This is a genomic window from Leucogemmata humicola (assembly GCF_055379415.1).
In genome coordinates, this window is sequence record NZ_AP040875.1 from 5,449,001 (window position 1) to 5,469,735 (window position 20,735).

22 protein-coding genes and 1 pseudogene are annotated in these 20,735 nt (G+C 61.6%); 10 read left to right on the forward strand and 13 right to left on the reverse strand.

The window, feature by feature from the left end; all coding sequences use genetic code 11:
- The first annotated feature begins 1 nt into the window (after position 1).
- Genes sufU through AC6H4Z_RS23415 form a run of 4 tightly spaced genes read left to right on the forward strand, consistent with a single transcriptional unit; the run spans position 2 to position 2,317 of the window.
- A complete protein-coding gene (gene sufU, locus AC6H4Z_RS23400) occupies positions 2 to 490 on the forward strand; it encodes a Fe-S cluster assembly sulfur transfer protein SufU (protein ID WP_497544387.1) in 489 nt (162 codons plus the stop codon).
- Complete coding sequence (locus AC6H4Z_RS23405) at positions 487 to 813, forward strand: non-heme iron oxygenase ferredoxin subunit (protein ID WP_497544388.1); 327 nt, start codon at positions 487 to 489, stop codon at positions 811 to 813. The genes sufU and AC6H4Z_RS23405 overlap by 4 nt, the downstream gene beginning before the upstream one ends.
- Entirely contained in the window at positions 810 to 2,009 is a 1,200-nt protein-coding gene (locus AC6H4Z_RS23410) for an aminotransferase class V-fold PLP-dependent enzyme (protein ID WP_497544389.1), read from the forward strand. The genes AC6H4Z_RS23405 and AC6H4Z_RS23410 overlap by 4 nt, the downstream gene beginning before the upstream one ends.
- Positions 2,009 to 2,317 (forward strand): YciI family protein, encoded by a 309-nt coding sequence (locus tag AC6H4Z_RS23415; protein ID WP_497544390.1) that lies wholly within the window; start codon positions 2,009 to 2,011, stop codon positions 2,315 to 2,317. Before AC6H4Z_RS23410 ends, AC6H4Z_RS23415 begins: the two co-directional genes overlap by 1 nt.
- Here AC6H4Z_RS23415 and AC6H4Z_RS23420 read toward each other — a convergent pair whose 3' ends face one another.
- The 5 genes from AC6H4Z_RS23420 to AC6H4Z_RS23440 are packed head-to-tail and all read right to left on the reverse strand — an operon-like array spanning position 2,318 to position 7,835.
- Positions 2,318 to 3,703, reverse strand: coding sequence for a M20/M25/M40 family metallo-hydrolase (locus AC6H4Z_RS23420; RefSeq protein ID WP_497544391.1), 1,386 nt, complete (start codon positions 3,701 to 3,703; stop codon positions 2,318 to 2,320).
- 5 nt (positions 3,704 to 3,708) lie between these two features.
- Positions 3,709 to 4,992, reverse strand: a complete 1,284-nt coding sequence (locus tag AC6H4Z_RS23425) for a M20/M25/M40 family metallo-hydrolase (protein WP_497544392.1) — start codon at positions 4,990 to 4,992, stop codon at positions 3,709 to 3,711.
- Between the two features lie 46 nt (positions 4,993 to 5,038).
- A complete protein-coding gene (locus AC6H4Z_RS23430) occupies positions 5,039 to 6,112 on the reverse strand; it encodes an ATP-binding cassette domain-containing protein (protein ID WP_497544393.1) in 1,074 nt (357 codons plus the stop codon).
- Between the two features lie 9 nt (positions 6,113 to 6,121).
- Positions 6,122 to 6,964, reverse strand: coding sequence for an ABC transporter permease (locus AC6H4Z_RS23435; RefSeq protein WP_497544394.1), 843 nt, complete (start codon positions 6,962 to 6,964; stop codon positions 6,122 to 6,124).
- On the reverse strand, positions 6,948 to 7,835 hold the full coding sequence (locus tag AC6H4Z_RS23440) for an extracellular solute-binding protein (RefSeq protein ID WP_497544395.1): 888 nt from the start codon (positions 7,833 to 7,835) through the stop codon (positions 6,948 to 6,950). Before AC6H4Z_RS23440 ends, AC6H4Z_RS23435 begins: the two co-directional genes overlap by 17 nt.
- A gap of 161 nt (positions 7,836 to 7,996) precedes the next feature.
- Between AC6H4Z_RS23440 and AC6H4Z_RS23445 the strand changes: the two genes are divergently transcribed.
- On the forward strand, positions 7,997 to 8,962 hold the full coding sequence (locus AC6H4Z_RS23445) for an ABC transporter ATP-binding protein (protein WP_497544396.1): 966 nt from the start codon (positions 7,997 to 7,999) through the stop codon (positions 8,960 to 8,962).
- Complete coding sequence (locus AC6H4Z_RS23450; protein WP_497544397.1) at positions 8,955 to 10,286, forward strand: ABC transporter permease; 1,332 nt, start codon at positions 8,955 to 8,957, stop codon at positions 10,284 to 10,286. The genes AC6H4Z_RS23445 and AC6H4Z_RS23450 overlap by 8 nt, the downstream gene beginning before the upstream one ends.
- A 57-nt stretch (positions 10,287 to 10,343) precedes the next feature.
- On the opposite strand, the gene AC6H4Z_RS23455 is transcribed toward AC6H4Z_RS23450, so the two are convergent.
- On the reverse strand, positions 10,344 to 10,922 hold the full coding sequence (locus AC6H4Z_RS23455) for a TMEM175 family protein (RefSeq protein WP_497544398.1): 579 nt from the start codon (positions 10,920 to 10,922) through the stop codon (positions 10,344 to 10,346).
- 46 nt (positions 10,923 to 10,968) lie between these two features.
- Here AC6H4Z_RS23455 and AC6H4Z_RS23460 point away from each other — a divergent pair, with 46 nt between their 5' ends.
- Both AC6H4Z_RS23460 and AC6H4Z_RS23465 read left to right on the forward strand, forming a co-directional pair.
- A complete protein-coding gene (locus AC6H4Z_RS23460) occupies positions 10,969 to 11,586 on the forward strand; it encodes a GNAT family N-acetyltransferase (RefSeq protein WP_497544399.1) in 618 nt (205 codons plus the stop codon).
- Positions 11,583 to 12,074: a DinB family protein gene (locus AC6H4Z_RS23465; RefSeq protein ID WP_497544400.1), complete on the forward strand. Its 492-nt coding sequence runs from the start codon at positions 11,583 to 11,585 to the stop codon at positions 12,072 to 12,074. Before AC6H4Z_RS23460 ends, AC6H4Z_RS23465 begins: the two co-directional genes overlap by 4 nt.
- Before the next feature lie 16 nt (positions 12,075 to 12,090).
- Here the strand turns inward: AC6H4Z_RS23465 and AC6H4Z_RS23470 are convergent, their stop codons facing one another.
- The 4 genes from AC6H4Z_RS23470 to AC6H4Z_RS23485 all read right to left on the reverse strand — a co-directional run bounded on the left by AC6H4Z_RS23470 (position 12,091) and on the right by AC6H4Z_RS23485 (position 14,725).
- A complete protein-coding gene (locus AC6H4Z_RS23470; RefSeq protein ID WP_497544401.1) occupies positions 12,091 to 12,471 on the reverse strand; it encodes a DUF3618 domain-containing protein in 381 nt (126 codons plus the stop codon).
- Complete coding sequence (locus AC6H4Z_RS23475; RefSeq protein ID WP_497544402.1) at positions 12,429 to 12,854, reverse strand: phage holin family protein; 426 nt, start codon at positions 12,852 to 12,854, stop codon at positions 12,429 to 12,431. Before AC6H4Z_RS23475 ends, AC6H4Z_RS23470 begins: the two co-directional genes overlap by 43 nt.
- A gap of 10 nt (positions 12,855 to 12,864) precedes the next feature.
- Positions 12,865 to 13,329: a hypothetical protein gene (locus tag AC6H4Z_RS23480; protein ID WP_497544403.1), complete on the reverse strand. Its 465-nt coding sequence runs from the start codon at positions 13,327 to 13,329 to the stop codon at positions 12,865 to 12,867.
- Positions 13,330 to 13,390: 61 nt separating this feature from the next.
- Positions 13,391 to 14,725 carry a spinster family MFS transporter gene (locus AC6H4Z_RS23485; protein WP_497544404.1) on the reverse strand — a complete coding sequence of 445 codons (1,335 nt, stop codon included), beginning with the start codon at positions 14,723 to 14,725 and terminating at the stop codon, positions 13,391 to 13,393.
- 82 nt (positions 14,726 to 14,807) lie between these two features.
- Between AC6H4Z_RS23485 and AC6H4Z_RS23490 the strand changes: the two genes are divergently transcribed.
- A complete protein-coding gene (locus AC6H4Z_RS23490; RefSeq protein WP_497544405.1) occupies positions 14,808 to 15,290 on the forward strand; it encodes a hypothetical protein in 483 nt (160 codons plus the stop codon).
- 39 nt (positions 15,291 to 15,329) lie between these two features.
- Here AC6H4Z_RS23490 and AC6H4Z_RS23495 read toward each other — a convergent pair whose 3' ends face one another.
- The 3 genes and pseudogenes from AC6H4Z_RS23495 to AC6H4Z_RS23505 form a co-directional block, all read right to left on the reverse strand.
- A complete protein-coding gene (locus tag AC6H4Z_RS23495) occupies positions 15,330 to 16,247 on the reverse strand; it encodes a ketopantoate reductase family protein (protein WP_497544406.1) in 918 nt (305 codons plus the stop codon).
- A gap of 3 nt (positions 16,248 to 16,250) precedes the next feature.
- Positions 16,251 to 16,691 (reverse strand): annotated as a pseudogene (msrB, locus tag AC6H4Z_RS23500) (peptide-methionine (R)-S-oxide reductase MsrB); the annotation flags it as partial.
- A 64-nt stretch (positions 16,692 to 16,755) separates the two neighbouring features.
- Positions 16,756 to 20,124 (reverse strand): S41 family peptidase, encoded by a 3,369-nt coding sequence (locus AC6H4Z_RS23505; protein ID WP_497544407.1) that lies wholly within the window; start codon positions 20,122 to 20,124, stop codon positions 16,756 to 16,758.
- A gap of 127 nt (positions 20,125 to 20,251) precedes the next feature.
- On the opposite strand from AC6H4Z_RS23505, the gene AC6H4Z_RS23510 reads away from it, so the two are divergent.
- Complete coding sequence (locus AC6H4Z_RS23510; RefSeq protein WP_497544408.1) at positions 20,252 to 20,734, forward strand: methyltransferase family protein; 483 nt, start codon at positions 20,252 to 20,254, stop codon at positions 20,732 to 20,734.
- The last annotated feature ends 1 nt before the right edge of the window (position 20,735 follow it).

Consider the following 20,735-nt stretch of genomic DNA (forward strand, 5'->3'; position numbering starts at 1 on the left):
GATGGCCACCGAGGCGCTGTATCAGGAAATCATCCTCGAGCACAACCGGAAGCCCCGCAACTTCCGGGAGATGGAGAATGCTGACCGCAAGATCGAGGGTCGCAATCCGCTGTGCGGTGACGCGCTCACGCTGTGGTTGAAGATGGATGGCGACGTGATCGCCGATGTGAGTTTCCGCGGTCAGGGCTGCGCGATCTCGAAAGCATCGGCGTCGCTCATGACATCGGCCGTTAAGGGTAAGACGCGAGTGGAGGCCGAGGCGCTGTTCGAGCGGTTCCATCAGCTCGTGATTGGACAGCTGCCGGAATCGGAGCACGCGTCGCTTGGCTCTCTGCGCGCCCTTGGCGGTGTGTCGAAGTTTCCACTGCGAGTGAAATGCGCGAGCCTGGCCTGGCATGCGCTGCACTCGGCGCTCGAACCGGGTGCGGCAGCGGAAGCAGTATCGACTGAACAGGAAGGACCCGAATCACCGCCGTTGGAAGGAGCATGACGGAGTTCGAGTACCTCGCGGATGTCGATGATCTTCGAGAGGGAGCGATGCTCGGTGTGAAGCGATCGGACGGATACGAGATCTGCCTGTTCAACTACCGCGGAACGATCGGCGCCGTGGGAAATGAGTGCACACATGCCGAGTTCCTGTTGTCCGACGGGACGCTGCGCAACGACGGCACACTCGAATGCGTGTGGCATGGCGCGCGCTTCGACTGCCGCACCGGTCGTGCGTGCCGCGGACCAGCTGAAGATCCTGTTCCGGTATTTTCTGTTCGCATCGAACAGGGACGCGTCCTCGTCGGGCCCAAGGCGGCCGCATGATCAATAGATCCGACTTTCCGTTGCTCGCCGCGAATCCGAAGCTGCATTATCTCGATTCGGCGGCCACGTCGCAAAAGCCGCAGGCCGTGCTCGACGCGATGATGCAGTACTACGCCAACGACAACGCCAATCCGCATCGCGGCGCATACGCACTATCGGCTCGCGCGACTGATCGATATCACGACGCGCGCGACCGCATCGCAAAGTTCATCGGAGTACAGGACGCTGCGCGCGTGATCTTTACGCGCGGCACGACGGAGTCGATCAATCTCGTCGCGAGCGCCTGGGGACGCGCGAACGTTCGGTCGGGCGACGAGATCGTGATCACGGGGCTCGAGCATCACGCCAACTTCGTTCCGTGGCAGCAACTCGCCATTTCGACGGGCGCCAAGCTGCGCATTTGCGACGTCACGAGCACGGGCGAGATCGACGTCGAGCAATTTGCGTCGCTCGTTGGGCCGCGCACGAGAGTCGCCGCGTTCAATCACGTATCGAACGCGCTGGGGACGATCAATCCGGTGTCGGAGTTAATCGCGATCGCTCGACGAGCCGGTGCCGTGATCGTCTGCGACGGTGCGCAGGCTGTGCCGCACTTCCCGCTCGATCTCGACTCGCTCGACGTCGACTTCTACGCGTTCAGCGGCCACAAGATGCTCGGCCCTATGGGCATTGGCTGCCTCGTCGGCCGCCGATCCCTACTCGAGTCGATGCCGCCGTATCAGACGGGCGGCGACATGATCGAGTTCGTGGGCGATGAACAGACGACATGGAACGTGCTGCCGCACAAACTCGAAGCCGGCACTCCGAATGTTGCCGATGCCGTGGGCCTCGCGGCGGCGTGCGACTATCTGAGCGGCGTTGGAATGGATGTGGTGCGCGCGCACGAACAGGCGCTGACCGCGTTGGCGACCGAGAAGCTCCAGGCAATTTCCGACGTGACCGTGTATGGTCCCCCGCCGGCGCAACGAAGTGGTGTCGTAAGCTTTACGGTTGGTGACATTCACCCGCACGATCTCGCGACAATTCTCGACGAAGTTGGAGTGTGCGTTCGCGCCGGTCACCACTGCGCGCAACCGTTGATGCGGCGCCTCAATCTGCCGGCGACGGCGCGTGCATCATTCTACGTCTACAATACCGAAGACGACGTCGATGCACTCGTCGCCGGTATCCAACACGCACGGGAGGTTTTCGCCTAATGTACGCCATTGCCGTCATTCGCTACCGTCGTCCGCTCGAAGAAGTGGCCGAGGTCACGGAACAGCATCGCGGATACCTCAAGGAGCTCAAGGATGAGGGAATCCTCATCGCGTCAGGCCCGATGGATCCGCGAACCGGCGGAGTGCTGTTGCTCAACGTGCCGGACGACGACGTGGCAGCGACGCTCGATCGCGTACGCGACGGCGATCCCTACGTGACGTTCGGGCTGGCGCAGTACGAGTTGATCCCGTGGAACGTCGGCATTGGACGCGAGGAGTTGGACCGACTCACGAAGAACGACGGCTGACTATTTCGTGATCCGGCGCAGCAGGTCGTACGTGAAATCCAGCGCGTCGTCGAACGACTTGACCAGAATTCGCTCGTCCTTTCCATGTGCGCGCACATCGTCGATCGCGATGAACAGCCCGCTGAACCCGTAGACGGGAACGCCCGCGTTTCGCAGGAACAACCCATCGGTGGCGCCGGTCTCCATGATCGGCACGATGGGAACCGGGCCCCAAATTGCCTTCACCGACGCTTCGACGGCCGCAAACAGATCGGCGCGCAGCGGTGACGCTGGACTTGGAACCGCCGTATCGATCGGCGCGACGTGTACCGACGTATCGTTGACCACGCGAGCGATCGTCTTCTCGACTGCTACGGCGTCTTCACCCGGCAACATCCGGCAATTCACAGTCGCCTTCGCGCTCTGCGGCAGCGCGTTCTCGGCGTGACCGCCTTCGAGCATCGTCGCGACGCAAGTCGTGCGCATCAGCGCGTTGTACAACGGCGTCTTGCTCAATCGCGCAATCGCGGCCGGATCACTCACACCACTCGCGAGCTTCCTCATATCGGCGGCTACCGGCGGACTCGCGGTTGCCGCGGCCTTGGAGAAATACGCTTTGACGACGTCGTTGATCTTGACCGGAAATTCGTATTTGCCCAGTCGATCCAGCGCACCGGCGAGCGCGTAGATCGCGTTGTCCTTGCGCGGCAGCGAGCTGTGTCCGCCGGAGTTCTTCGCGGTGAGCGATATAGAATGAAAGACCTTTTCCGCCGCTTGAACATCGAACAGCGTGTGCTTGCCGCCCTCGATCTCTCCACCGCCAGCATCGACGTTGATCGTGTATTCGGCGTCGATCAGATCGTGGCGATTCTTGATCAACCACTCGACACCGTTGTAGGGCATACCGCCCTCTTCGCCAGCGGTGAGCGCGAGGATCAGATCGCGATCGGGAACCCACTTTTCTTCCTTCAGGCGAAGTAGCGCGGTGACGAGCGACGCCGCTCCGCCCTTTTGATCCTGCGTTCCCCGCCCGTAGAAGTAGCCATCGTGCTCGCTCAACACGAACGGATCGTACGTCCAATCCGCGCGCTTCGCTTCAACCACATCGAGATGCGCTAGCAGCAGAATTGGCTTGTGCGCGCCGCTACCACGATAGCGAATGACGAGATTTCGATTCTTTGGTGTCGGCCCAACGACCTGAACGTCGGCCGCAGGAAACCCGGCCTGCTCGAAACGCGTTTGCAGTTGCTGCGCGGCGATGGTCGTGTTGCCACGCGAACCCGTAGTGTTCGTCTCGATCAACTCGCGCAGAATTGCGTGGCCGAGTTGATGAAATGTTGCCGGGGACTGCTGCGCCGCGACGGGCGAGGCGAGTGCCGCGGCGAGAAGCAGTGAACGTGTGCGCATCGATGTCAGGGCGTGACGCCAGCGCCCGACGAAACACCGGCAAGCGCGGCAACTAGCAGCGCGGCCCATTGCGGTCCGCGATACGCATCCGGCGTGTCGACGTACCACTCGTTGAGCGCGTGTGCGCCGCCGCCCTGGCCACCACCGCCAATGCGAATACCGGGCAAGCCAAGGCTGATCGCAATGTTGGCGTCGGTACTCGAGGCGCCAGTGCTCGTGCTGAAACCAAGTGCTTTCGCCGCAGACATCGCAGTCTGAACGATCGGCGCTTCATCGGCCTGACCGCCTGTCGGTCGAATGCCGATCGTGTCGATCACGAGCGAAAGCTTCGCGGCTGCGGCGCGCGGACCGGGCCAACGCGCATTCTCTGCATCGAGCGCCTGCTTGAGCGCCTTCATCACCTTGCCGTCGATCGTCGTCAACTCGGCCGCGCTCTCGGAACGCATGTCCACTTCCATTGCACCCTCGAATGGAATCGAGTTCACCGACGTGCCGCCGGAAATGACGCCGACGTTGAATGTCGTCTTCGGGTTAGCCGGAACTTGAATGTCGGAAATCAACGAGATTGCACGGCCGAGTGCGTGAATCGGGTTCGGAATTCCGAATGCACCGTAGCTATGTCCGCCCGGCCCCTTGTACGTGACCTTGTATCGATTGCTGCCAACAGCGCGACTCGTCACCCCGAGTCCGTCGCCGTCGACAGTGATGAAGTAGTCGATCTTGCCTTTCAATTCCTTGGTGAGCAGGTGGCGCGTTCCGCGAAGATTTCCCGGACCCTCTTCGCCGACGTTACCAATGAAGTACACCGTGCCGTTCGTCTGCACACCGGCTTTCTCGAATGCGCGCGCGACAGCAAGCACCGTCGCAAGTCCGCGATCGTCATCGCTGATACCTGGCGCGACGAGCGTGTCGCCCTTTCGCTTGATCGTGACGTCGGTTCCCTCGGGGAACACGGTGTCGAGGTGCCCTTCGATGAGAACCGTCGGACCCTTGCCCGTTCCCTTTCGTTCGGCGATGACATTGCCAACTTCATCGATGCGCACATTGCGGAGCCCAATGGCTTCGAGACGTCGCTTGAATTCGGCCGCACGCACCGACTCCTTGAACGGAGGCGACGGAATCTGCGTCAGCTCCATCTGCTGCTGCAGCGTCCACGCGTTGTCGTTCTTGATGATGTCGAGCGCCGCACGAACTCTGGCATTCGATGCCGGAATCGCGAACTGTTGCGCCGCAATTGGCGATGCGATCAGCGCAGCAACGAGTGCCCCAACGAATTTGATCTGTGTCATCTGAGAAACGTACGGTGAGGGTCAGACGCCGTGAAGACGGCGATAGCTAGCAAAGGTGTACGGCTGTTGCCTTGAACCCGACGACGACCTCGACGCCGGTGAAAAGCTGCATTTCACGAACCGACCGTGCTGTCACCGCCGCGACGATCGGAGTTCCACTCGCGTCGACGATGATGCGCGTCAGCGCTCCGGCCGGAACGATCTCGCGAATCGTTCCACGAAACTGGTTCTGTACCGACGACATGGACGGCTCGGCAGACAGCGATACCTCCTCCGCGCGAATCACCGCATGCGTGGGCCCCGGAACGACGTCTCCGAGAGCATAAAACGTCAGCGTTCCTGTGGTGAAGGCGACCGCATGCTGAATGAATTCCTCCTCGGCAGCCTCATACCAGTCTGGCGGCTCGGGACGAATGGGTCGTGCGATTCCAGAGAACACATTCTCGGCACCCAGGAAATCGGCGATATACGGCGACGCAGGTTTGCGAAACACGTCTTCGGGATCGCCCTTTTGCACCACGCGACCGCGGTCGAGCATGATCGCGACGTCGCCGAGGAGGCCTGCTTCGCTAAAGTCGTGGGTCACCTGCAGAACGGTGAAGCGACGCTCGAAGTAGATCGTACGAAGAATTCGGCGCGCAATGTTACGAGTGCGCGGATCGAGCGCGCTGAACGGTTCGTCGAGCAGCAAGAATTCAGGACGACGCGCCAGCGTTCGGGCGATGGCGACGAGCTGTCGCTCGCCCCCGCTGAGCGATGCAACCGACCGATGCGCGAGCGCGTCGACGCCAAAGCGGTCGATCATGTCGTCGACGACTTCCTTGCTCGTTGCCCCATACTCGACGTTCTGTCGCACGGTGAGATGCGGAAACAGATACGCGTGTTGATAGACGATTCCAATTCGTCGCAGCTCGGGCGGCGCATGTGTGAGATCGTCGCCGCCCAGCAAGATCTTTCCCGACGAAACGCGAACGACGCCGGCGATCGTCTCGAGCAGCGTGGTCTTTCCGGCACCGGCGGGACCAATCACGACGCCATACGCGCCCTGCGGGACATCGAAGGTGATGTCAGCGAGCGAGAAGTTACCGGCGCGCGCGCTAACGCCCTGGAGTGAAATCATCGCGCTGGGCTATGCCGCCGGATACGACGCACCCGAACGAAGCGCACGAAGCGCTGCGAGTGGCACGAGGGCGAACAGCACGAGCACAGCGGCGACAGGAAGCGCTTCGCTCAAGCCAAAACTCGTGAAGCGATCGTAACTCAACACGCTCGCGACTTTCGGATTGTACGTGAGGATGACGATCGCGCCGAACTCGCTGACAGCGCGCGCCCACATCACCACGGCAGCGGCAGTCAATCCGCGCGCTGAGAGGGGAAGCGTTACGCGCCGAAACGCGCGCCATGGATCGTCGCCGAGCGTCCGTGCCACCGACTCGTAGCGCGCATCGACGCGGGCGAACGCTTCGCGCGCCGCGCTCACGTAGAGCGGCGCCGACACAAACAACATTGCGCAGATGATTCCAGTCGGCGAGCCCGCCACGCGAAGTCCCGCTGCGTACAGCGCGCCGCCGATCGGGCTCGCGCGCCCAAGAACCAGCAGGAGTGCAATGCCAGCGACGGGATGTGGGATGACCAGCGGAACGTCCATCAGCGCGGAGACGATCGCCCGGCCGGGAAATGCTCGTCGTGCGAGCAGATACGCCAACGGCGTTGCACCGAGCACTCCAAGGATCGTAACGACGGTCGCGGTCCACGCCGTGAGCCACAGCGATGCGCGCAACTCGCGATCCTGTGCGAGGCCGGCGAGCCCGCGCGCGCCACCGGCAGCAACGAGTCCGATGACGGGCGCGAGAATGAAAAGCAGAAAGATCGACGACAGCAGCGCAACGATCGCCGCGACGGCGCCGCGCGACACGACGCTCGGTCGGCGCGGCGGTGCGGTCGTTTCGAAAACGCTAACGACCGGATCCACTACGAATTTCCGCCGGCGCACCTGGACCGACGACGATCGGACGATCGAGCATGTCGACGTGAGCAGCTCGCAGAGTCTGGATCACTCCCGGCGACGTCAGATAGCCGAGAAACCGCGCCGCCTCTGCTGAGTGCGGCGCGTCTTTCGGTACGCTCAAACCGTAGAGAATCGGTTGGCCGGTGAACTCAGCGGTCGTTCCGGCCGATGCACCCCGGACGCGAACGGAAACTTGGGCATACTCGGTCGCACGCTTCGGATCGCCCAGGTTGATGGCGTCGGGAAGCGGAATGAAGCGAAAGCCGTTGGATTCGGCGACGGATTGATAGTCGTAGATGTAGTCCAGCTCTCCCGCAGCGAGCAGTGCAGCGAGCTCAGCAGCGTTCGGCCGAATGTTGCGCTCTGGCGCGTGCTGAAGGAGCGACGCCGCCAGACCGGGTTGTTTGTAGAACCGCTCCGCAAGCGAGAACATGAGCAGTGTGCGGTAGCCTACCGGCGCGAGATTCTGGTCGGTTCTGCCGACTTCGACGTCGCTGCCCTGGAGGATCCTCATCCAGTTGTCGGTCGTAATCTCGCGAGAGTGCTTCGATCGGTCGGTGTAGGCGACGACCATGCGGTTCCGCGCAAACTCGGCGTACCAGCTGGCGTACTTCGGCACCAGGAGCTGCGAGATGACCTCGACGTCGGCGAGGAGCACGAGATCCGGCGTCCGGTGTAGCTCGGTGATCTTGCGGACGTGTTCGAGCGAGGCGCCGCTTTCGCGCTGGATGACGGTGCCTGTTCGGGCCATGTAGGCGTCCAAGACCGGCTGAATTGGCTTGGTGAGGCTGGCCGCGATGTAGATCAGGAGGGTGTCGGCGAGAAAGGGGAGCATTGGTCAAAGAAAGCGCCTCGCGGAGGAACCCGCCACAGGCGAAACTTCCCTTGTCACCCGGCCGTCGTGAGGGACGAAGGCTTGCGCAAACCCAGACTTGTCCTAATGTATTAGTACAAGTTCTTGCGCGCCTCGGCCCGCCTATTCCTCCCCTCCCCTCCATGTCTGAATTCGCGATCGACATTCGAAATGTCGTGAAGCGCTACGAGGAGCACGTCGCGGTACGCGACCTGTCGCTCCAGGTGCCACGCGGATCGGTGTACGGCTTACTCGGCCCCAACGGCGCCGGGAAGACGACGACCATCCGAATGATTCTCGACATCATCTTGCCCGATGCCGGCTCGATCTCGCTGTTCGGTCAACCGAACACGTCGCCCGGCGTCCTGAACCGCGTTGGGTATCTGCCCGAAGAGCGCGGACTGTATAAGAAGATGCAGGTACGTCGTGTTCTGCTGTTCCTCGCCGAACTCAAAGGAATTTCGCCGAAAGAAGCCTCGAAGCGCATCGACGAATGGCTGGAGCGATTCAGTCTCAGCGGCGACGGAAAGAATTGGGGCGACGCAAAGGTCGACGAACTGTCGCGAGGTATGCAGCAGAAGGTGCAATTCATCGCCGCGCTGCTGCACGATCCGGATCTCGTCATCCTCGACGAACCGTTCAGCGGACTCGACCCGATCAACGCGCAAGCGCTAAAGGATGCGGTCGTCGATCTGAAGCGCCGAGGCAAGACGGTGATCTTCAGTACGCACATCATGGACAATGCTGAGAAGATGTGCGACTCCGTGTGCATCATCGCACGCGGCGAAAAGGTGCTCGACGGCACCGTTGCCGGCGTGAAGCAGGGCGCGGGCGCACGGAACATCGCATTGACGGTGGCCGGCGGCCATCACGATGGCATCGGTCCCGTGCTTCGCGATACGCAGCTGGTGCTGAAAGTGGACGACAACAACAATTACTTCGAGTTGGAGTTGGCGCCAAACGCAGATACGCAGGTGTTGCTGCGTCGGTTGCTGGAAACCGGCGCGCATATCGAGCGCTTTGAATTGATGCAGCCATCACTCCATCAAATTTTCCTTCAGCGTGTCGGCGCCACTGGCGTCGAAAAGGGGATGTCCGGCCATGGATAAGATCCTCATCGTTGCCAAGCGCGAATATCTCGAGCGAGTTCGCTCGCGCTGGTTCATCGTGATTACTCTCGCGGTGCCGGCGCTCATGGCCGTCGTGTTCGCGATCATGATCATGATCGCGACCAAGAGCACTGCGTCATCGAACGTCCGTAACATCCGCATTCTCGACGCGACGGGCACGTCGCTCGGCGAGCGCGTTTCGCAAAACCTGATGGCGGATAGCGGCGCGAGCGCTAGCGGCGCAAAACCGGTTGTCGAACAGGTGTCGGCGGCCGACCTGCCGGCGCTCCGAGATCGCGCTACGGCCGACGTCGTCGCGAAGAATGGATTGACTGGCTACCTGGTGCTGACGGACAGCACGATGATCGGCCGCTCGTTCTATTATGCTGGTCGAAACGCCTCGAGCGTGGCCGATATCGATCGCTTGCAGACGGCCGTTCGACAATCGGTATCAGTCGTGAGACTGCAGCGCGAAGGACTGACGGACAGTGTGGTGAGTGCATTCAACCACATGCCGCTGAAGATGCAGAGCGAACGAATCACCGATGCTGGCCGCGGTGGATCGGGTCAAGCAGGCATTATTGCTGGCGTCATCGTCGGCGTGTTGCTCTTCATGTCGATCATCATTCACGGTCAGAACGTTCTGCGCGGCGTGCTCGAGGAGAAAGCGTCGCGCGTCGCTGAGGTGGTGATCTCGAGCGTGAAGCCTGAAGCGTTGCTCGCCGGCAAGGTGCTCGGCGTCGGCGCGGTTGGGTTGACCCAACAGGTCGCCTGGATCGCCATTGGTACCTACCTATCGCAGTTCATCCTTCCGGTCATTCTCAAGAACGTTGCTCCGGCAGCGGCGACGGCTTCAGCCGGCGCCGCTGGCGCGTCGCCGTTCGCTGGCGCACTCGGCGGATTGTCGCTGAGTGTCATCGGCGTTGCGATCGCGTTCTTCCTCGTCGGCTTCACCTTTTACGCGGCGCTGTACGCGGCGGCTGGTTCAATGGTGAATAGCGAACAGGAAGCCCAGCAGGCCGCGGTGCCTGTGATGCTTCTCATCATGAGCGCTTGGCTGATGGTGAATCCGGTGATGATCAATCCGAACAGCCGACTCGCGGTTGTCATGTCGTGGCTACCGTGGTCGTCGCCGATCATCATGCCCATGCGCATGGGTCTGACGTCGGTGTCACCGCTCGAGGTGGGCGGGTCGATTCTCGTAGCGCTCGTCGGGTGCATCGGCGCGGTATGGCTCTCAGCGCGAATCTACCGCGTCGGCATGCTGATGTACGGTAAGAAGCCGAGCTTCGCAGAAGTGGCAAAGTGGATCCGCTACGCATGATTGCGTTCTGAGAACAAAAAAGGCGGAGAGCAGCAGGCTGCTCTCCGCCTTTCTTTTTTATCGGTGCCTGAAGCGTCGCTCGATGCGCGGATCTGGAATGATCCACATCAGCGCCACGGCAACAAAGAGCGCGTCGGACCAGTACTGATTCACGAATGCCAGCGGAATGGCGACGATATAAAAGAGTGGGGAGATCTTTCCCTTCGTGTCCTTGCCGATGGCGATTGCCAATTCGGAGTTCGCGCCGTCGACGGCAATGATTGCACGAGAAAGAATCCAGTAGGCGATCGCGGCGCCGAGCAGAATGCATCCGTAAAATGCCGTGGGCACAGAGGCGAAGTGGTTCTCGCCCATCCACGCCGTAGCGAACGGAAGCAGAGATAGCCAAAACAATAGATGGAGATTGGCCCACAGCACTCCGCCGTTGACGTGTTTCGTCAAGTGCAGCATGTGATGGTGGTTGTTCCAATAGATGCCGAGGTAGACAAAGCTCAGCACATAGCTGAGAAAGGTCGGCATCACCTCGGCGAGCGCACCGAGCCGTGGGCTATGTGGTACCCGAAGCTCGAGAACCATGATGGTGATCAGGATGGCAATGACGCCATCGCTGAACGCCTCGAGTCGTTGCTTGTTCATCCGACCAATGTATGCGGACCCGCAACAGGCGCTACATATTTGAATCATGACCGATCTCGCCGCCGCCACGCCCTGGCACTCGTTCGTCATGCCCGCGCAGATTCTCACGCCGCGGTTAGTCCTTCGTTGCTACCAGCCCGCAGACGCTCCGACGCTGAAGGCCTCGATCGATGAGAACCTCGAGCATCTGCTCCCGTGGATTCCATGGGCGTTGAACGAACCAACACCGTTGGAAGATGTCGAGCGCCGAATCGTTGGATTCGCCGAGTCGTTTCAGACGGGCCCGAATTGGGGCTTCGGCATTTTTCGCCGCAGTGATCAATACTTTCTCGGCGGCATTGGCTTCCATGCTCGGATTGGACCTCGAGCGCTCGAGATCGGCTACTGGCTCGATAAGCACATGACGGGACACGGGTACATGACCGAGGCGGTCATTGCACTCACCCGCGCGGCATTTGAGTTTCCTGAAATCGATCGGCTAGAGATTCGCTGCGATCCTCGCAACGAACCGAGTGGGGCGATTCCGCGGCGCATTGGCTATCGGCACATCGCGACGCTCGAGAAGAATTCGACGATCTTTCCCGGTGAGCCGCGCGATACAATGGTGTGGGAGCTGACGCGCGCGGATTTTTCCAACCTCTCCTTCGACGAATCGAACCGATGACGATTCCGGCCGAGACGAGCGGCAGAGAAATGCTTCGCCACACGCTGGCCACGCTCGCTTATCGTGGAGGCAAGGCCTTTCGCGACGTGCCGCCGGAATTCGCGAGCTATCGCATCGCAGAAGGAACGCGAACCCCCGGAGAGATTCTCGCGCACATTGGCGATCTCTTGGATTGGGCCAGCTGGCTTGCGCGCGGCGAGCATAAATGGGCGAACACGCCAGCGACCGATTGGAATAGCGACGTCGCGCGATTCTTTGTAGCACTCGAGCGACTCGACGACTACTTCGCGAGCGGAGCGCCGCTGCATCGGTCGGCGGAAGAACTCTTTCAGGCGCCGATCGCCGACGCGCTCACGCACGTCGGCCAGATCTCAATGCTCCGTCGGCTCGCCGGACATCCGGTCCGTGCCGAGAACTACGCGAAAGCTGACATCACGCGCGGCCGCGTTGGCGCGGCACAGGCGGCGTCTCGAGTAGAATTCGATTGAACGCCCGAGCTGCGCGCTAGTCTGCGCGACTCGCTAACGTGCCTCGGTTCGACGGCGCGCCAATGGCGCCTTTCAGTTCACCCGCCCAGCCCGCGAGTCGCTCTTCGACGACACCGTGGACATTCGACACGAGCGACGCAACGGCGTCGTCGAGCGCCGCGCCAATCTTGCTACTGGCACCTCGAGTCGCGCCCACTGTTGCGGCAGCGGCTTTGATGTCTGCCCCGGATCCACTCAGGAGCACGCCGGCGCCTACGGCGATAGCGAGTGCCGACCATGGGTTGTCGCGTACCAGTTGGGTGAGATTGAGTTTTTGCTCGAGCTGCGCGAGCGTGCTCGACATCCGTTCGCGCGTTAGTTCGATGTCCCGCCGGACGTCAGCCGTTGTTTCAGCCATTCCGAGTCCTCCTTGAGCGTCGTTGCAGTTTCCGTTGGCGCGAGCTCGGAGGGCGACACGAACTTCGCGCCACGCCGAGCGAGCCACGCCGCGATAGCGGATGTGATGACGAGCAGGATCAGTGCGGCAACCCAGTATCTGTCCGACGGAATCCATTGATCGCCGATCAGCAGAACGACGCCCACGAGCAGCGACAATCCGCCAAGTAGCGCGAAAACTCCGCCGATTGCGGCGATCGCGGTGCCTTTACCAATTCCGCGCGCGACTCCTCCAAGCTCGAGTCTCGTGACGCGCACCTCGGCGCGCGCGAGCGCGGCGCTCTCTTCGGCGAGATCGCGAAGCAGCGTGCCTATACCGGGTGTGGTGCGCGAAGCGTGCGTCACGTAACGACCGCTAACGTCGGAATGCCTTCCCGATGAGGTATCCGAGACCGACCGCGATGAGCAGCGAGCGAGCCGGATGTTCCTTTACCTGACGCTCGATTCCCGACGTCATGCCGTCGATGTCGGCGTCGCGAAGCCAGGACGCAGTGGCCTGCATTCCACCAGCGACATTCGTCGACACATCGGCGGGCCGACTGTCGGCCTCGACGGCAACGGAGCCACTTCCCGTTGAGCCGGCGAGATCACCTTGGCGGTGCCGAAGCTTGTTTGCACCAGTCTCAAGTGCGTCAGCGAGAGAATCCTTGAGGTTCCCTGCGCGCTCGCGAACGTTCGATCCAACGTCGGCTAGTTTGTCGTGCGTCGAGCCGGCGATGTTGCGCGCGCGATCGGCGAAGCCGCTATTGCCGGCGTTTTGCTCGTTACCCGACTGATTCGACGCAGGCGCGTCCGGTGAGAAATCGTTGCGCTCCATCACTGCACGCTCCGCTGAAGGTTGCGCAGAGAGTGTGCAGACGATGTGCCTGATCAGACGGCGATCATTGCTCGCGCATCCATTGCTCTCGATACGCGAGCGTGTTCCGGTAGGCGCCGAGCCCTGCGGCGAGCAGCACGAGTGTCATGGTCATTCCGATCGCGGGGACGACAACGAGGGAATAGCGCACCTGCGCGCGACCAAACACGTGGTCGTTGAACAGCGCGACGGACGTTGGGCCGAGCGTTCCGGAGATCAGGTTCAGCGTGAGGAAGTAGAGCGCGGCACCTTGGGCACGCAGTGGCGGTGGAACCATCTCTGACGCGGCTGCCGCTGCCGCACCGAAGGGAAATGCTGCAAAGAAATTCACGACAGCGAGTCCGACAATCGCGAGCGTGGCCGTTGGCATGAGTGGGTACACAGTAGCCGACGCAAGCATGCCGACCGCGGCGATCATCCCGACGCGAAATGGTCCATCCACCTTGCCGCGGCGAACGAACCAATCCGACGTCCAACCTCCGGCAACAACGGCGACGACGCCGATGGTCATCGTGAGTAGGCCTTGAACGCGAAGCGCCGCAGCCTCTTCCCAGCCGTACGTCCGCCGGAAAAACGTTGGCAACCATGCCGCGATCCCGAGATTCACGGTGCCAGCCAGCGCGAATCCGAGTGCATGCGTGGCGAAGGCGCGTCGGTTGGCGCGCACATACGCGATGAAATCACTCAACGGAACGCGCACGGTCGACACGGAGCCGGAGCGACGTGGCTCTCGCACCGTGAGCAGAAGGAGTGCAATGAGAAGCCCGGGAAGGCCAACAACGAGAAACGCGGATTGCCAGGGACGGATGTTGCCGATCACCGGGACTGTCCACGACTCGTGCACGCCTACGAGCTGTACGACCCACCCGCCAATGAAATACCCGATGCCGGAACCGAGGAAGATTCCTAATGAGTATACGCTCAGTGCTCTGCTGCGTCGCTCGCTCGGGAAGTAGTCGGCAAGCAGCGAGACGCTCGGCGCATTGATCGTTGCTTCACCGACGCCGACGCCGATTCGGAAGAACAACAGCCGGCCATACGTTTGTGCGGTGGCACAGAGCGCGGTGAACACGCTCCACAGCGTGACGCCCGACGCCATGATGTTCCGCCGATTCGATCGGTCGGCCAACCTCGCAATCGGAAAGCCGAGGATCGAATAGAAGAGCGCGAAGCCAAGTCCGATCAGATAACTCATCTGAACGTCGGAAATGCCGAACTCTCGTTCGATCGGCCCAACGAGCGCGACGAGAATCTGTCGATCGACGTAGCCGCTGATGTTTGCCAGCGTCAGAACGGCAACGACGTACCAGGCATACGTCGATGTCGGCGACTCCGGCGCACGGCTCGGGCTGGCGGGCATGGCACTAAGATAGCGCGAAGATGGAATGCTCTGCCGCGGATGAGTGTCAGTCATGGGTACACCAACACGCACGAGGATACCGATGCGAAGCATGTCACTTGCTGTCGCCGCGATCGCGCTGGTCGCTACGACGCACTCCGTTCACGCGCAGGGCGGCGGCCGCCGCGCAGGAGGGCCGGGACGCGGCGGACCTCCAGGTGGGATGATGCGGTGCGCTCAGACCGCGGACTCGCTCACCGATGTTCAGAAGACCCAGGTCAAGTCGCTGAGCGACGCGTATTTTGCGGCGCACAAGTCGTCGCTCGACAGCCTGCGCGCGATCATGGAAGCCAGTCGTGCCGCGCGCGAAGCGGGCAAGACGCCGGAAGAGGTTCGCGCGATCATGGAACAGGGGAAGTCGATCAACGATGCGCTCGCGCCAGCACGAAAGGAATTCGCTGAATCCGCCGTCAAGCTGCTGACGGCGTCGCAGATCGCGGACGGCTGCATTCCGCAGGCGCCGGGCGGACCGATGATGGGTGGACGCCGAGGAGGCGGACCGCCGCCGCCGCCACCAGGAATCTGATGTTGACGGGGCGTGGGCGGACGCGCGACTAGCGCCCGCTCACGCCTGGCTTGTTGCGGCTTCGAACGCCGCGGAGGCGACGTCGTGAATAGGCGTGGGGATTCCTGCTTTACGCCCAAGCCGGCAGACCGCTGCTGCGAGAAGATCGAGTTCGGTCGGACCACCGCGCTCCAAATCGGCGAGGAAACTCGGACGCGTTCCCGGTTGCAGAGCAAGAAGGTCGGTGCGCAATCGTTCCGCATCCTCTTCACCGAGTGGCGCGTTGCCTGCTCGACTCACCGCAACGATCTCGGCGAGAGAACCGAGGAGCAGGGCGCGACCGCGTTCACTGGCGAGTGACGGACCGACTGGGCGTCGAGAAAGACCTGAGACGACTGTCATCGGAACGATGAACGCGAACTTGCGCCAGAGATCGAGCGGCATGTCGTCGCTCACGCGTGCCGCGGTTCCGCCAGCCGCGAGTGCTTCGACGAGCCGCGTCGTACGGTCGCGCGAAACGCGATCGAGCTCGCCGAGAACAATGCGATCGAATGGACTGCGACGTTCGATCACGCCGGGGGCGATGCGAAATACGCTGACGGCGGCGAGCCCGCCGATGATCGACGCACGCGGTACGCCGAGCCCTTCGAGGCGCTCGGCCACGTCGACGCCGTTGAGCAGCGGTACGACGGCTGCGCCGTTCTTCGCGGCGGCGGCGAGATCGGGCGCGACGTCTGGGAGAGAATAGCCTTTGACCGCGACGATGACGTAGTCACAGTCCGCGACGCGCGCGCCATCGCTCGTTGCGTCGATCTTTTCAACGAACTTTTCATCTGGCGTACGAACCTCGAGTCCGCGCTCGTTGATCGCGGCCAGATGATCTCCGCGCGTGACGAGGCGGACCGACGTTCCGGCGCGGCTCAACAGGCCGGCGTGGTAGCTGCCGATCGCGCCGCCGCCAACGATCCCGATTTTCACTAGCTACTTCTTCGCGTCTTCGAAAAGCGACAAGTACTCGCCATATCCTTCCTCGGCGAGCTTGGATACTGGAATGAAACGCATCGACGCAGAGTTCATGCAGTACCGTTGGCCGGTCGGCTTGGGGCCGTCGTCGAAGAGATGACCGAGGTGCGAGTCCGCGTGCGCAGAGCGCACTTCGGTGCGCGACATGAACAGACTGCGATCGGTTTTCGTCGTGACATTGTCCGGCACCAGTGGTTTGGTAAAGCTCGGCCAACCGGTGCCGGAATCGAACTTGTCGAGTGAACTGAAGAGCGGCTCGCCGGAGACGACATCGACATAGATGCCGGCTTCGTGGTTGTCCCAGTATGCGTTCTGAAACGGCCGCTCTGTTCCTTCGTGCTGCGTGACCTGGTATTGCAACGGCGTGAGCTTGCTCTTGAGCTCGTCGTCGTTCGGTTTCTTGAAGTCTGTCATCGAATACACTCGACGTGAAAGCGACTCCGAAGTCTGTCCCGCTCTCGGATCAAAAGGAAGCGACCTTTGGGGCGGCCTTCAACATCTTGAGCACCTCTTCGATCGCGACCTTGAGTTCGTGATCGAAACCCTTCGCATCGTCGGCGGGGGAGTTCTTGACCCACACGTCCGGCGGTACGCCGTAGTTCTCGAGATCGACGCCGTAGTTGTTCGGCTTCGACGGATCCCACGTGACGACCAACGAGCCCGGCGTTCGGATCGTACCGCCGTTGATGAGGTTGTAGCTGCCGGTTGCGATCACCTGCGCCGATGTAGGATTGCCGACGACCTTGCCGAGTCCGAGTTGCTTGAAGCCGGCGGGCGTGACTTCGGCGTCGGACACTGAGCGGTAGTTCGTCATCATGACCTTCGGTCCGACGATCGCCTGACGCGGACGGCGGCCCCAGGTTCGTGAGCCATTTCGGTTATTCCAGAACTGATATGGCTGGCGTTCGAGAATATCGAGAAGCTCCTGGTCGATGTTACCGCCGCCATTGTTCCGGATGTCGACGATGATGCCCTTCTTTTGCCAGAAGCGATCGATTTCGTTCTGGAAGCGTTCCAGCGACGGTTGATCCATCGCGCGAATGTGCACGTAGGCGATCTGGCCATTCGTCGCCTTGTCGACGGAATCGCGATTGTTCTCGACCCACTCCTCGTACTTGATGTTCGTGAGGTTGGTGACCGTCGCGATACGGAACGTCTTGGCGTTCGCGCCGTCGGCCGTCTTCGAGACCTTCACGGGAACGTATTCATTTTCGGTCTGACTCAGGATCTTCCAGTAGTCGTCGCCCGCTTTCACATCCTGACCATCGACGGCGAGCACGTAGTCGCCGTTGCTGATGTCGATCCAGTCCTTGTCGGCCGGGCCGTCACGATAGACATGCGACACGCGATACTTGCCGTTTGACGGCTCCATCTCGAAGCCGAGGTAGCGCGTGGTGTACGCGCGTGGCACGTTGACGCTCGATGGTCCGCTCACACCCGTGTGCGACGAACTCAGTTCGCCGATCATCGCGTTGGCGATGTCGTATACGTCTTCGTTCGTGCCGGCGTACTTGAGCAGCGGCGAATACCGCGCGTAGATCGCCGCCCAATCCTTGCCGTGCATCTGCGGATCGTAGTAGCGGTATTTCATGACGCGGTACGACTCGTCGAGAATCTGCTTCCACTCGTCGCGACGATCGACCTTCACGTTGAAGTTGAAGTTGACCTGCTCACCTGCCGACGCGGCCGGTGCGCCGGCCTGCGTAGCGCGACCGCCACCCGCGGGAGCACCTGCGCCGATCGTTAGTCGCTCAATTGGGAAGCCGACGACCGCGGGAGCACCGCCTCGGCCCTGCGGCGGCGCGTCTTCCGCCGGCGCGCGCACCTGACCGCGAAAGTACACTGCGCGACGGTCGGCAGTTGGCTGCATGCCGGCAAACGTTCCCGCCGCGATGCGACGACGATCGCGGCCGTCGATGCTCACCGAATACAGGCCGTTCTGCGATGCATCGGCCCCGGCGGCGCCACGACCACCGCCGCCACCGCGTCCGCCGAATCCTCCTCCGACGGAGTAATACACCGTGCGTCCATCGCGCGAAAGAAAGTACGATCCGACGCCCGACGTTCCGCGCGTGAGTTGAACGGCGCGGCGATCAATGCCCTTGAGATCGACGCTGATCGACACCGGCGCGCCGGCACCGTCGCCTTCTGCTCCTCGCACCGTGACTGCATTGCCACGTCCGCCGGCTGCGCCGGTCGCGCGTCGGTTACGTTCGCGTACCAGCGGATCGTTCGGGTCCTCGGTCATGCGCGCTAGCGATACGGCGAACAGTTGGTTCGACCCACCATCACGATTCGACGCGAACACCAATGTCTTGCCGTCGGGCGTGAGTTGGCCGTTCGACTCGTTCCACTGGCTTTGAGAGATATTGTATTCCTTCTTCGATTTGATGTCGTAAAGGAAGACTTCGGAATTCTGCTCGTCGTCGCGGCGGCTATAGACCAACCAGTTTCCGTCGGCCGAATATTGTGAGACGGTGAAACCGCCAGCAGGATTCTTCGCGAGCTCGCGTAGCGGTCCTCCGGCAATGTCGACTTCGAGGATCTTGTTGTCTGATCCAAACGCGAGCTTCTGCGAGTTTGGCGCCCAGAGGAGATTGTCCTTGTCACCGGGCGCAGTGGTCAACTTTTTTCGAGTGCCGGCCGCGATGTCGTAGACCCAGACCTGTTGTTCGCCGCCCTCGTCCGAGATGTACGCGACCTTGCGACCGTCGGGCGAATACTCTTCGGCGCGTTCGCGCCAGGGCGAGCTTGTCACCTGCGTCTTTTCGCCGACGCCCTGCTCGGTTGGCACGATCACGATCTCGCCGTGATAGTCCACCGCCATGTACTCACCGCTGGGCGAAATGCTGAAGCCTTCGGCGTGACTCTGCGCAGCGAGGACGTCGATGTCGAAGTCCTTGGCGTCGAAGGCGAGCGACAGGTTGAGCTTCTTCGGCTTTCCGTTTGGCACGTCGACCGTATAGAGATCGAAGTCGTGCTGGAAGACGATTCGCTTGCCATCTGGCGAAATCGACGGGAAGAACACGCCGCCGCTCTTGAAGTTCGTTACCTGCTGCGCCGCGCCACCCTTTGACGCCATTCGCCAGAGATTGAACGTGCCATCCACCTCCGACGCGTAGTAGATCATTCCGTCCGCGCCCCACATCGGAAACACGTTGTTGGCGAACGTTTTGAATTTTGAAAGATCCGTATTTGTCAGTTCGTTGATGCTGCCATTGCTGACATTCATCACGACGATGTTCGCCGCTGCGTTGCCACGATATTCCTTGCGCCACGTGGATGGGAGATTGCGATTGAACGCGATCATCGACCCGTCCTGACTCATCATTCCGGCGCGCGCGATGCCCATACCGAGCGGGCGGGCGACGCTCCCATCGATCGGTTGCACGTACAGCGGTGAACCCCAGGCGTTCGCGCCGCGCGCGCTCGACATCACCACGCCCTTTCCATCGGGCGTCCAGTACAGCGCTTGATCGTCGCCCGAATACCACGTGAGCTGTTTCGGCTCGCCACCCGTCGATGGCATGATGAAGACGTCGTTGTTGCCGGTGCGCGCGCTCGTGAATGCGATCCACTTGCCGTCGGGTGAGAAGCGCGGCGAGAAATCGCGCGCCACGTTCACCGTCAATCGGTGCGGATTCGTCCCGTCGGCATCAACGACCCAGATGTCGTCCTGATAGGTGAAGGCAACCCGACCGTCGTTCGCGACGCCGGCGTTTCGCGCAAAACGAATCGGCTCCGACGATTGAGCGAGCGTTGGCTGAGGGCGAACGGCAACGAGAATCGCGAGCGCGAGCGTCGCTCGCACAGCATTGGCTTGGCGGAACATGACGCCTCCACGGCAGGACGGAATCGAGAGTCATCGAGTGTGCCGCCAACCGGTGTTAGGGTCAAGGGTCGAGCGGGATGTCAAAATCTTCGTTTGACAGCGCCGCCCACGACAGCCAGGGTTGATCATGGCTGACATGAACTCGCGTGGCCCGGGCGTGTGGATTCCGCCTCCGCTTTACTTCGTTGTTGGTTTTATCGCGGCCCTGTTCATCGGTCGGTGGATCCGACCGATCTCGATCGTTCCGGTGTGGGCGTCAAAGCCATTTGGTTTTGCCGGGCTCGCCGTAGCGACTGCCGGGGTTGCACTCGCCGCTTCGGGAATGCTCACGTTCGCGCGTGCTCATACGGCAATCGTCCCGATTCGAGCGGCATCGCGGTTGGTTCAACATGGCCCATACCGGTTTACTCGAAACCCGATGTACACCGGCATGTCGCTGCTCTACCTCGGCGTCACGGCGATGTTCAACTCTCTCTGGCCGCTATTTATGCTGCCAATCGTGCTCCTCGCCATTCGACGCTTGGTGATCGCGCGCGAGGAGGCGTATCTCCAGCGCGAATTCGGCGTGGAATACGACGACTATTGCCGGCGCGTGCGCCGCTGGATCTAGG

Bases quoted from the DNA above. Each gene is read 5' to 3' on its own strand.
- sufU (WP_497544387.1), top strand. From the start codon at position 2: ATGGCCACCGAGGCGCTGTATCAGGAAATCATCCTCGAGCACAACCGG.
- AC6H4Z_RS23405 (WP_497544388.1), top strand. From the start codon at position 487: ATGACGGAGTTCGAGTACCTCGCGGATGTCGATGATCTTCGAGAGGGA.
- AC6H4Z_RS23410 (WP_497544389.1), top strand. From the start codon at position 810: ATGATCAATAGATCCGACTTTCCGTTGCTCGCCGCGAATCCGAAGCTG.
- AC6H4Z_RS23415 (WP_497544390.1), top strand. From the start codon at position 2,009: ATGTACGCCATTGCCGTCATTCGCTACCGTCGTCCGCTCGAAGAAGTG.
- AC6H4Z_RS23420 (WP_497544391.1), bottom strand. From the start codon at position 3,703: ATGCGCACACGTTCACTGCTTCTCGCCGCGGCACTCGCCTCGCCCGTC.
- AC6H4Z_RS23425 (WP_497544392.1), bottom strand. From the start codon at position 4,992: ATGACACAGATCAAATTCGTTGGGGCACTCGTTGCTGCGCTGATCGCA.
- AC6H4Z_RS23430 (WP_497544393.1), bottom strand. From the start codon at position 6,112: ATGATTTCACTCCAGGGCGTTAGCGCGCGCGCCGGTAACTTCTCGCTC.
- AC6H4Z_RS23440 (WP_497544395.1), bottom strand. From the start codon at position 7,835: ATGCTCCCCTTTCTCGCCGACACCCTCCTGATCTACATCGCGGCCAGC.
- AC6H4Z_RS23445 (WP_497544396.1), top strand. From the start codon at position 7,997: ATGTCTGAATTCGCGATCGACATTCGAAATGTCGTGAAGCGCTACGAG.
- AC6H4Z_RS23450 (WP_497544397.1), top strand. From the start codon at position 8,955: ATGGATAAGATCCTCATCGTTGCCAAGCGCGAATATCTCGAGCGAGTT.
- AC6H4Z_RS23455 (WP_497544398.1), bottom strand. From the start codon at position 10,922: ATGAACAAGCAACGACTCGAGGCGTTCAGCGATGGCGTCATTGCCATC.
- AC6H4Z_RS23460 (WP_497544399.1), top strand. From the start codon at position 10,969: ATGACCGATCTCGCCGCCGCCACGCCCTGGCACTCGTTCGTCATGCCC.
- AC6H4Z_RS23465 (WP_497544400.1), top strand. From the start codon at position 11,583: ATGACGATTCCGGCCGAGACGAGCGGCAGAGAAATGCTTCGCCACACG.
- AC6H4Z_RS23470 (WP_497544401.1), bottom strand. From the start codon at position 12,471: ATGGCTGAAACAACGGCTGACGTCCGGCGGGACATCGAACTAACGCGC.
- AC6H4Z_RS23485 (WP_497544404.1), bottom strand. From the start codon at position 14,725: ATGCCCGCCAGCCCGAGCCGTGCGCCGGAGTCGCCGACATCGACGTAT.
- AC6H4Z_RS23490 (WP_497544405.1), top strand. From the start codon at position 14,808: ATGCGAAGCATGTCACTTGCTGTCGCCGCGATCGCGCTGGTCGCTACG.
- AC6H4Z_RS23505 (WP_497544407.1), bottom strand. From the start codon at position 20,124: ATGTTCCGCCAAGCCAATGCTGTGCGAGCGACGCTCGCGCTCGCGATT.
- AC6H4Z_RS23510 (WP_497544408.1), top strand. From the start codon at position 20,252: ATGGCTGACATGAACTCGCGTGGCCCGGGCGTGTGGATTCCGCCTCCG.